The 10,204-nt window shown below is 62.8% G+C and carries 7 protein-coding genes; 5 read left to right on the plus strand and 2 right to left on the minus strand.

Going from position 1 to position 10,204, the window contains the following annotated elements; all coding sequences use genetic code 11:
• Nucleotides 1-231: 231 nt before the first annotated feature.
• Nucleotides 232-1,128 (minus strand): PA4780 family RIO1-like protein kinase, encoded by an 897-nt coding sequence (locus D8U61_RS27230; RefSeq protein WP_016771829.1) that lies wholly within the window; start codon nt 1,126-1,128, stop codon nt 232-234.
• A 429-nt stretch (nt 1,129-1,557) separates the two neighbouring features.
• Complete coding sequence (locus D8U61_RS27235) at nt 1,558-2,835, minus strand: acetyl-CoA C-acetyltransferase (RefSeq protein ID WP_130928027.1); 1,278 nt, start codon at nt 2,833-2,835, stop codon at nt 1,558-1,560.
• A gap of 257 nt (nt 2,836-3,092) precedes the next feature.
• On the opposite strand from D8U61_RS27235, the gene D8U61_RS27245 reads away from it, so the two are divergent.
• From D8U61_RS27245 to D8U61_RS27265, 5 genes are all read left to right on the plus strand, one after another.
• Nucleotides 3,093-4,445: a 3-oxoacyl-ACP reductase gene (locus tag D8U61_RS27245; RefSeq protein ID WP_130928028.1), complete on the plus strand. Its 1,353-nt coding sequence runs from the start codon at nt 3,093-3,095 to the stop codon at nt 4,443-4,445.
• Between the two features lie 2 nt (nt 4,446-4,447).
• Nucleotides 4,448-5,302: a MaoC/PaaZ C-terminal domain-containing protein gene (locus tag D8U61_RS27250; RefSeq protein WP_130928029.1), complete on the plus strand. Its 855-nt coding sequence runs from the start codon at nt 4,448-4,450 to the stop codon at nt 5,300-5,302.
• Nucleotides 5,303-5,605: 303 nt separating this feature from the next.
• Nucleotides 5,606-7,189, plus strand: a complete 1,584-nt coding sequence (locus tag D8U61_RS27255) for a collagen-like triple helix repeat-containing protein (RefSeq protein WP_130928030.1) — start codon at nt 5,606-5,608, stop codon at nt 7,187-7,189.
• Between the two features lie 134 nt (nt 7,190-7,323).
• Nucleotides 7,324-8,994, plus strand: a complete 1,671-nt coding sequence (locus tag D8U61_RS27260; RefSeq protein ID WP_125917558.1) for a POTRA domain-containing protein — start codon at nt 7,324-7,326, stop codon at nt 8,992-8,994.
• A 519-nt stretch (nt 8,995-9,513) separates the two neighbouring features.
• Nucleotides 9,514-9,876, plus strand: coding sequence for a DUF6124 family protein (locus D8U61_RS27265; protein ID WP_122881132.1), 363 nt, complete (start codon nt 9,514-9,516; stop codon nt 9,874-9,876).
• Nucleotides 9,877-10,204 lie beyond the last annotated feature (328 nt).

The raw sequence follows: 10,204 nt of genomic DNA on the forward strand, positions 1-10,204 counted from the left end.
CCTCGGTCGGCCCCCTCTCCCTCCGGGAGAGGGACCGATTGGGGGATATTTGGGAAATACACCGACCTGAACGTTTTTCTTTGAATCCGTAATCGACTCGGTTTTTTCAGGTCGATGTATGGCTCAAGACACCTCGGTCGGCCCCCTCTCCCTCCGGGAGAGGGCTGGGGTGAGGGTGCTTTTTGACTCAAACAAAAAACCCGGCCGAAGCCGGGCTTTTTCATCACGCGATCACTGCATCCACGGCGGTGGAGGCGGTTCTTCGGGTTTGCCTTTCGGCGCGTCGTCCGCCGCGCGAATGGCCTGCTTGCGTTCCTCGTCGAGGCGCGCCGCTTCGATTTCGCGCAGCACCCCGCCGACATCGGCCAGGTCCTCCGGATCGTCGAACTCACCGGTCAGCACACTGTTCGGGTGCAAGGTGCCGGCTTCGTACAACGCCCACATTTCCTTGGCGTACTTGGTCTTCTTCAATTCCGGCGCGAAACGGCCGAAGTACGAAGCCATGTTGCCAACGTCACGCTCGAGCATGCTGAACGCGTGGTTGTTGCCCGCAGCGTCGACTGCCTGGGGCAGGTCGATGATGACCGGGCCGGTCGGGGTCAGCAGCACGTTGAACTCGGAGAGGTCACCGTGCACCAGACCAGTACACAACATCAGCACGATCTGCGAAATCAGGAACGCGTGATATTCGCGCGCCTGATCCGGCTCCAGCACCACGTCATTCAGACGCGGCGCGGCGTCGCCGAATTCGTCGGCCACCAGCTCCATCAACAGCACGCCGTCGAGGAAGTCATAGGGTTTGGGCACTCGCACACCGGCGCCGGCGAGACGGAAAAGCGCCGCCACTTCAGCGTTCTGCCAGGCGTCTTCGGTCTCTTTGCGACCGAACTTGGACCCCTTCGCCATGGCCCGCGCCTGACGGCTGTTACGAACCTTGCGGCCTTCCTGATACTCGGCCGCCTGGCGGAAACTGCGTTTATTCGCCTCCTTGTAGACCTTGGCGCAACGTAACTGATTGCCGCAGCGCACTACATAAACAGCTGCCTCTTTGCCACTCATCAGTGGGCGCAGCACTTCGTCGACCAGACCGTCCTCGATCAGGGGTTCAATGCGTTTTGGAGTCTTCATCAGCTTTTATTGTGGGTCCTTTATTACCAAACACGCGAATGTCACTCGTTATACGGCAATCCTCGCCCGACGGGGAGGGGTTGCCGACCTGTGAACCTTGAGGATGCACACACTGTGCCGGATCAATCGCAGCGACCCGGGCGAATCATAGCCGAGACCGTGGCATTGATTGGTATCGGTCGGCAAGGGCATTTGCGACAGAATCTGACATGGTCGGTGAACTTCAGTTGCCCTCACCCCAGCCCTCTCCCAGAGGGAGAGGGGGCCGATCGAGGTGTCTCCCGTAATGCATCGACCTGAGAGACCGCAGCGCTTCTGGTTTGAATCGCAGCTTTGGATTCGGTGCAGGGCGCTCAGGTCGGCGTCGATTTCAAGAATCCCCCATCAGTCCCCTCTCCCTTTGGGAGAGGGTTAGGGTGAGGGGCTTTTTCAGCGTTCAATGATCGCGGTGACACCCTGCCCACCCGCCGCACAGATCGAAATCAGCCCTCGCCCCTTGCCCGCCGCATCCAGCAGCTTGGCCAGATTCGCGACAATCCGCCCGCCCGTTGCGGCGAACGGATGCCCCGCCGCCAGCGAACTGCCCTTCACGTTAAGCCGACTGCGATCAATCGAACCCAGGGGCGCGTCGAGCCCCAAGCGGGTTTTGCAATATTCGGGATCTTCCCAGGCCTTGAGCGTGCACAGCACTTGCGCGGCGAAGGCTTCGTGAATTTCGTAGTAATCAAAATCCTGCAAGGTCAGGCCGTTGCGCGCCAGCAAGCGTGGCACGGCATACACCGGCGCCATCAGCAGGCCCTCGGCACCGTTGACGAAATCCACCGCCGCCGCCTCGCCGTCGCGCAGATAAGCGAGGATCGGCAAGCCGCGCGCTTTGGCCCATTCCTCACTTCCCAGCAACACCACCGAAGCGCCATCGGTGAGCGGCGTGGAATTGCCGGCCGTCAGCGTGCCCTTGGCGCTTTTCTCGAAGGCCGGTTTCAGCGTGGCGAGTTTTTCCAGGGTCAGGTCCGGGCGCAGATTGTTGTCGCGGGTCAGGCCGAGGAACGGCGTCATCAGATCGTTGTGCCAGCCTTCGCTGTAGGAAGCGGCGAGTTTGTGGTGGCTTTCGAGGGCCAGTTGATCCTGTTCTTCGCGGGGAATATTCCAGGTCTGCGCCATCAGCTCACAGTGCTCGCCCATGGACAGGCCAGTACGTGGCTCGCCGTTGCGCGGGAATTCGGGAATCAGATGCCGGGGCCGCAACTGCAAAAGGGTTTTCAGTTTGTCGCCGGTGCTCTTGGCGCGGTTGGCCTGTAGAAGAATCCTGCGCAGGCCTTCGCTGACGCTGATCGGCGCATCGGAAGTGGTGTCGACGCCGCCAGCGATGCCGCAGTCGATCTGGCCAAGGGCGATCTTGTTGGCCACCAGCAACGCCGCTTCCAGACCAGTGCCGCAGGCTTGCTGAATGTCGTAGGCCGGCGTCATCGGTGACAGGCGCGAGCCGAGCACGCATTCGCGGGCCAGGTTCATATCCCGTGACAATTTAAGCACCGCGCCCGCCACCACTTCGCCGATGCGCTGGCCGTGCAGGTTGTAGCGTTCGATCAGGCCTTCCAGCGCGGCGGTGAGCATCGCCTGGTTGCTGGCGGTGGCGTACGGCCCGTTGGAGCGGGCGAAAGGGATGCGGTTACCGCCGATGATCGCGACGCGGCGCAGCTGGGTCATGAAGAGCTCCTGTTCCAAATGGTCGAAATTTGCCCAATCCCTGTGGGAGCGAGCCTGCTCGCGAAGAGGCCGGCACATTCAGCCTCTTCAGCGCCTGATACAGCGCCTTCGCGAGCAGGCTCGCTCCCACATGAACCGCATTTATCTGCAAGACCTGCTAAACCTGAGTGTTCAAGCGTAGGCCTTATTGCGCCGATCGAACGATTGATTGCCGTGGACAGTCCACACTTTGAACCCCAACTTCTGGAGAGCGTTCCATGTCTGACCGCTATATCGACTTCGCCAACTCATCCTTCGGCCATCGTCTGGTCGGGGCCTTGGGCCTGCCGTCGCCGGTGCGGCTGGAACGCTGGCAGGCGGGGCGTCTGCGGCCGATCGAGGGCGCCCTGTTGATCGGTGGCGGGCCGCTGGCCGAACGGATCAGCGGGTTTGCCAACCGCTTGACCGACGCGATCTACAGCTACGGCACCGAGCCCTCGCTGGCCACCGCGTGGATCCCCGGCCACGGGCCGAAAATCAAAGCGGTGGTGTTCGACGCCAGCGCTCTGCAACACACCGACCAGCTCAAGCAGTTGCGCGAATTCTTCCAGCCATTGATGAAGAATCTCGACCATAGCGCGCATCTGGTCATCCTCGGCCGCGCGCCGGAAAGCCTGGGTGATCCGTTCGCCTCCAGTGCGCAGCGAGCACTTGAAGGCTTCTCGCGCTCGCTGGCCAAAGAGCTGCGCGGCGGTGGCACCTTGCAGCTGATTTACGTCGGCGAAGGTGCCGAAGATCAACTGGAAGGCCCGCTGCGATTCTTCCTCTCGCCGAAAAGTGCATTCGTTTCCGGCCAGGTGATTCGCCTGACCGCGTGCGCCACGCCAGTGACTGACTGGACCCGACCGCTGGCCGGGCGCAAGGCGTTGGTCACCGGCGCTGCGCGCGGCATTGGCGCGTCGATTGCCGAAACCCTCGCCCGCGATGGCGCCGAGGTGATTCTGCTCGATGTACCGCCGGCCAGGACCGACCTTGAGGCCCTCGCCGCCCGCCTCGGCGGCCGGGCGATCACTCTCGATATCTGCGCCGATGACGCCGCCGCGCAATTGATTGAGCTGCTGCCCGACGGCCTCGACATCCTCGTGCACAACGCTGGCATCACTCGTGACAAAACCTTGGCCAACATGACCCCGGAATTCTGGGACGCGGTGCTGGCCGTCAACCTCAATGCCCCGCAAGTGCTGACCAAGGCGCTGCTCGACAGCGGCACCCTGCGCGACAACGCACGGGTGGTCCTGCTCGCCTCGATCAGCGGCATCGCCGGCAATCGCGGGCAAACCAATTACGCGGCGAGCAAGGCTGGCCTGATCGGTCTGGCCCAGGCCTGGGCGCCGACGCTGCTGGAACGGGGCATCAGCATTAACGCCGTCGCCCCCGGTTTCATCGAAACGCAAATGACTGCGCACATTCCGTTCGGCCTGCGCGAAGCCGGGCGGCGCATGAGTTCGCTGGGCCAGGGCGGCTTGCCGCAAGACGTCGCCGAAGCCGTGGCGTGGCTGGCGCAACCGGGCACGGGCGCGTTCACCGGGCAGGCGTTGCGGGTCTGTGGGCAAAGTGTTCTGGGGGCTTGAGCATGAGCATCGAATGGCACACGCTGGATCGCGAACCGAGTCTGCCGGGGCTTTATTCGCGCGCAGCGACGCGACGCAAAATCACCGGTACGCAACTGCCCGATAGCGGCCTGCGTTGCTGGGTCGATATCGACAACAAACGGCTGGCAGCCTATCGCAAGGTCTGCGGTTTCGTCGATGACGGCCTGCTGCCGCCGACCTATCCACACATCCTCGCCTTCGCCTTGCAGATGCAATTGCTCACGCCCAGGGACTTTCCGTTCCCGCTGCTGGGGCTGATTCACCTGAGCAACCGCATCCGCGTGCTGCGGCCGATGGGCGCGATCAGTCGCGCGCAAGTCAGCGTGCGCGTGCACAACCTGCAACCACATGCCAAGGGCGCGACGTTCGATCTGTTGACCACCCTCGACGATCAGCTCGGGCCGCTGTGGGAAGCCGAAAGCCGGATGCTCTGTCGCGGGGTAAAACTCGAGGGCGAGGCGCTGGCTCAGGACTGGCAGCCGTCGCAGGATTTGCTCGAAGTGGCGCGCTGGACTGCGCCGGCCGATATCGGTCGCCAGTATGCGAAAGTCTCCGGCGACTACAACCCGATTCACCTCAGTGCGGCGAGCGCCAAACTGTTCGGGTTTCCCACCGCGATCGCCCATGGACTGTGGAACAAGGCGCGCACACTGGCGGCACTCTCCGATCACCTGCCCAAAGCCAACCTGGAAATCGCCGTGCACTTTCGCAAACCGGTGCGCCTGCCCAGTGAAGTGACATTGCTGGCCAGTGCAGCGGGCTCCAGCGGTGAGTTGCGCCTGGTCGGTGCCGGCGACCTGGAACATATGGTCGGTCAGTGGCAACCGATCGCCTGATCTGGCGGGGCGGAAAAACCCGTTAATTGTGTATATATCACTTAAGTTTTTCCGCGCCCTGCCCGCCGCTTTGGAAAAAACCGAGCCTTGAATATCAAGGCTTTTTTTTGCCCGTTTATTACCTGGGTATTAGTCCTTCGGCATAGCGCCGAGCCCTCTATATAAAGGGGTTAATACCAACTTGAGAATGGTGAAAAACCTGCCGTCGACTGAGATTACAGCCACGGACGAGGCATCGCCGACGACAGATCGGCGAGCCATCGAAGGCAACGTAACGTTGTGACAGGTGCAGGAATCTCAATCATGAAAACTCAAGTGATGTGGTCCAAATCGGCAATCGCGCTGGCACTGATTCTTTCGGTCGGCCTCGTCGGCTGCAGCAGCGGCGGTGGCGGTCATCGCAGCAGTTCGGGCAGCTCGACGGCGGACGGCACGGCGGGCACCGATGGCAGCGGTGGAGCGGGCGGCGGAACCGGCGGCGATACTGCCGGCACTGGTGGCACCGGCGGCACTGGCGGCACTGGCGGCGGAACCGGTGGCACTGGCGGTACCGGCGGTGGCACCGATCCGACCAACCCAACCAATCCGACAGACCCGACCGATCCCACCAACCCGACCAATCCCGCTGCACCTTCGCTGGTGACCACAACACTTGTTCAGGATGTCGGCAAAACCGTCAGCGGTGTCGGCGATGGCGTCGGCCAGATCGGCGATTCGCTGAGCACTGTTCCGGTCGCTGGCGGCATCGTGCAAAGCGTGGCCAACACCACCGGCAACGTGGTCAGCACCCTGGGCGATGGCGTCACTGATGGCATCGGCAAAATGGCCACTGACCCCAATGGCCTGACCACCACCGTCGCCTCGGTTGGCGGCGTGGTTTCCGATGTTGGCGACGGCGTGTCGGACCTCAGCGTCAAACTCAACACAGCGACCCGCAGCGTTCCTGTCGTTGGCGGTGTAGTCACCCGTGTGGCGCCGCTGGTCGATGGCATCGGTGAAAAAGTCACCATGCTTGGCGACACCCTCAACACCTCACTGACCAGCGGCCCGACCAGCCAGTTGACCAACAAGGTCGGTAGCGGCCTGGTGCCGGTGATCGCCATGGTCGAAAGCACCACCGACAAGCTCGGCGATGCCACCGGCCTGGGTGATCCGCTCAAAGGGGTGATCTCGAAAGTGGGCGGCACGGTGAACAGCCTCGGCGGCAAAGTTACAGACGCAGGCAGCGGCAATGCCCTGACCAACACCCTCGGCGGCGCCCTGAGCAACACCGGCACGGCGGTCGGCAAAGCGGGCGGCCTGGTGTCCAATGGCGCTGGCTCGGGTACTGGCGGCATCGGCGGCATCGGTGGTGGCCTCGGCGGTACCGGCCTGCTGCAAACCGTCGGGGGTGCGGTGGTCAACGTCGGCAGCGGTCTGAATGCCGGCAGCACCAGCGGTGTAGTCAGTGCCGGCGGCGTCACTGCTGGCGGGCTGGGCAACACGATTGCGTCGATCAACACCGTACTCGGTGGCTCGGGCACTCCGATCACTGCAACCACCTCGCCGCTGGCCAGCGTCGGCGCCGCCGTCGGTGCGGGTCTCAATCCGGTCACCAGCGCAGTCACCACTGTGACTCAACAGGTCGGCGCCGCTACCGGTCTCGGCACGCCGGTCGCGGGTATCACAAGTCAGGTGGGCGCCGCAGTCGGCAACCTCGGCGGGGCGATTGCCGCCACCAACAATCCGGTCACCACTGCCGTCGGCGGTCTGGTCACCAACGTTGGCGGCACCGTGGCAGCGGTCGGTGGCCTGGTCAACGGCGGCACTGCCACTGGCGGCACAACTGGCGGTCTGGGCGGGGTACTCGGCGGCCTGACCGGCGCGCTGGGCGGCAACAAACGCTGAATTGCACCTGGCCGATTCGACGGCCTTACCTACAGCGCCTACGCTTGGTTGAGGGCGGAAGATTCCCACGAGTCTTCCGCCTTTTTTCTACGGAAAAACTTGCCCTGTGCTGTGTTCTGACCATGGAGTGTCCTATGCGCGTACTGGCATCCCTGCTGTGCCTGAGCCTCAGTTCCGCTGCCCTCGCCGACACCTTGCCCAGCTTTCTCAACAGTAACGAAACCATCCGCAACCTCCCCGTACCCAACCTGCCCGCCGACGCCTATCGGCCGAGCGCGGCGCCGCTGCAAGTGCCGGACCCGGGTGCGACCGCCGCACAGCCACTGCTGATGGAAACCAAGGTCAACCTCAAGACCGTGCAGATCGAAGGCGGCACGATCTACCCGCTCAACGAACTCGCGGAAATCTACAAGCCACTGATCGGCCGCCAGGCCAGCCTCGCCGAACTGATCGAAGCTACGCGCAACATCACCCGTCGCTATCAGCAGGACGGCTACCTGTTGTCCTACGCGTTCCTGCCGCAACAGAACTTCGATGATGGCGTGGCGCGGGTGGTACTGGTCGAGGGCTACGTGCGCGATATCCAGATGCAGGGCGACATCGGCCGGGTCAAAAGTCTGCTCGACAAACTCGCCGCGAAAATCCAGGCCGAACGCCCGCTGACGCGCAAGACCTTCGAGCGCTACACCACGCTGATGAGCCGCATTCCCGGCGTCACCATTCAAGCGCAAGTGCCGCCACCGGGCACCACCGATGGCGCGACCACACTGGTCGCCCAGGCCAGTCGCAAACCGTTCACCAGCACCCTGAGCACCACCGAAGACAACCGCAACGGCCCGCAGGCGTTGCTCGGTATCAGCAGCAATTCGCAGACGTCGATGGGCGAACAGTTGAGCCTCAGCGGCCTGTTCCCACCGGGCGACGACAAAGAACATTACTACCGTCTCGACTACAGCCAGTTCCTCGATACCGAAGGCACGCAACTCAACGTCTCGGCCTCGCGTTACCGCGCCGACCCGGACACCGAAGTGCTGGTCGGCGGTGGCGGACGCCTGAGTACTCACCGCGAGAACGATCGCTACTCGATCGGCTTCAGCACGCCCCTGATCGCCTCCGCCAACGAACTGCTGACCGCCGGCTCGCGCCTGTATGCGGTCGACGACAAGACGCGCTACGACGGCATCAACTTTCCCTTCAGCACCGAACTGCGCACCGACGTCCGCGCCCTGGCTTTCGAAGGCGACTGGCGCAAGGCCGACGCCCGCCAACTGCGCATCCTCAGTGCCGGCGTCTACCAGGGCTTCGACAGCCTCGGCGCACACACCAACTACGACGACATCGACCTGGATTTCTTCCGCGTCAGACTGTCCGGCGTGCAGAGCGACAAGTTCCTCGACAACTGGCAAGGCGTGCTCTCGGCGGCGCTGTACTGGAGCGACGACACCTTGCCCGACAGCGAACGCGCCGTATTCGGCGGGCAGAACTTCGGCCGTGGCTACCCCGACGACCAGGCCTCGGGCGACAAGGGTTGGGGGGTGGCCTACGAGGTCAACTACAGCTTCAACCGCGACGGCAACTGGGTGCGCATCCTGCAACCCTACGTTGTCGTCGACCGCTCGCGCAGCTGGTTCAACCAACTGCCGGTGCAGGCCAACAACCTGTCATCGACAGCCGTCGGGCTGAGGTTCGGCGATGCCAAGTACTACAACGTCGCCCTGGAAGTGGCGAAGGCCATGTCCGATGAAGCGCTGGACACGTTGAATCGCAAGCCTCGCTACAGCATCAGTTTCAGTTACCAGTTGTAAGGGCCGAGCGGTGTGTCAGTCAGGATTTTTTGACTGACGCACCGCCTTCGCGAGCAGGCTCGCTCCCACAGATTCGGCGGTGTTCACGGTTCCTCAGTACAACCGCCGGCCCTGTGGGAGCAAGCCTGCTCGCGAAAGCGTTCGGCTATTCAACCGATTTATCGCAGCGCTTAAACCAGCCGTTTAAACTCACGCCCCGTTACCTCGCAACAGCCCACAAATCCTTGCGCCTTTGCCTACGGCTACGCCAGAATCCGCCGGCTTGTGCGCCTGGGGCGCGGGTTCTATCGTTTGCCTGCCACTGCTCATCAGTGGTCGGGTTTAGCAGCTCGCCGATACCACGTTGCACCAGTTCCATCAGTCCGGAATACATTCCTGTGCTTGATGGCGGCTGTGCGCAGGGCGCCCTCGGGCGCGCCGATTTCGTGGCTCATCGGTCTGCTAACCTGCGTCCAGCTGCCACCCTTATCGTTTAGCAGCGTGAGGTTGCGGCCCTTACTCCACAAGGAGACTGAGCCCGTGAAAAAGATAACGCCCGATCCACCCCTTGCCGATCCGACTTTCGCCGACCCGCTCCTCGAAGCGCAAAAACTCAAGGAAGCCGCCGACCGCGCCATCGATTACTACCTCAACCCCCGCCTCATCAAAGACCCCGCCGCACCGCGCAAACCCAGCACCCTGTTCATCGTCGACCCGGCTGCGGACAACGAAACCCTGTTGGTCCATGCCTGCGAATCACTGGCCTCGGCAAGCATCATGGCCAGCGACCTCGCCGGATTTATCGATGGACCGCAGCGCAATTCCCTGTTGGGAATACAGCAAGTGATCATGCTGGGCGAACTGGCAGTCAACCGCGTACTGGACAGGCTCGTGCCGGAGTGACAAGAGCAGGATGTTGGTTGCGCAGGTGGTGAGTCAGGCAGAGCGTTGTTGACTGACTGGCCGCCTTCGCTGGCAAGCCAGCTCCCACAGGATTGATGTACATCAGGCAGGAATGGGTTGGCTGGCAGGGCGCTATCGCGAGCAGGCTCGCTCCCACAGTTTGAATCGAGTACATCAGCGAGAAACAGGTCGGCTGGCAGGCCGCCTTCGCGAGCAGGCTCGCTCCCACAAAAGCAAAAGCAAAGCAGCGCAGCTGCCCGCGGCGAAGCCGCACCACTCAACAATGAGCGCAAGCTCGAGTGCTCTTGATCTTGATCCACCGGCGACG

The sequence above is a fragment of the Pseudomonas sp. Sample_14 genome (genome assembly GCF_004307515.1).
GTDB lineage: Bacteria > Pseudomonadota > Gammaproteobacteria > Pseudomonadales > Pseudomonadaceae > Aquipseudomonas > Aquipseudomonas atacamensis.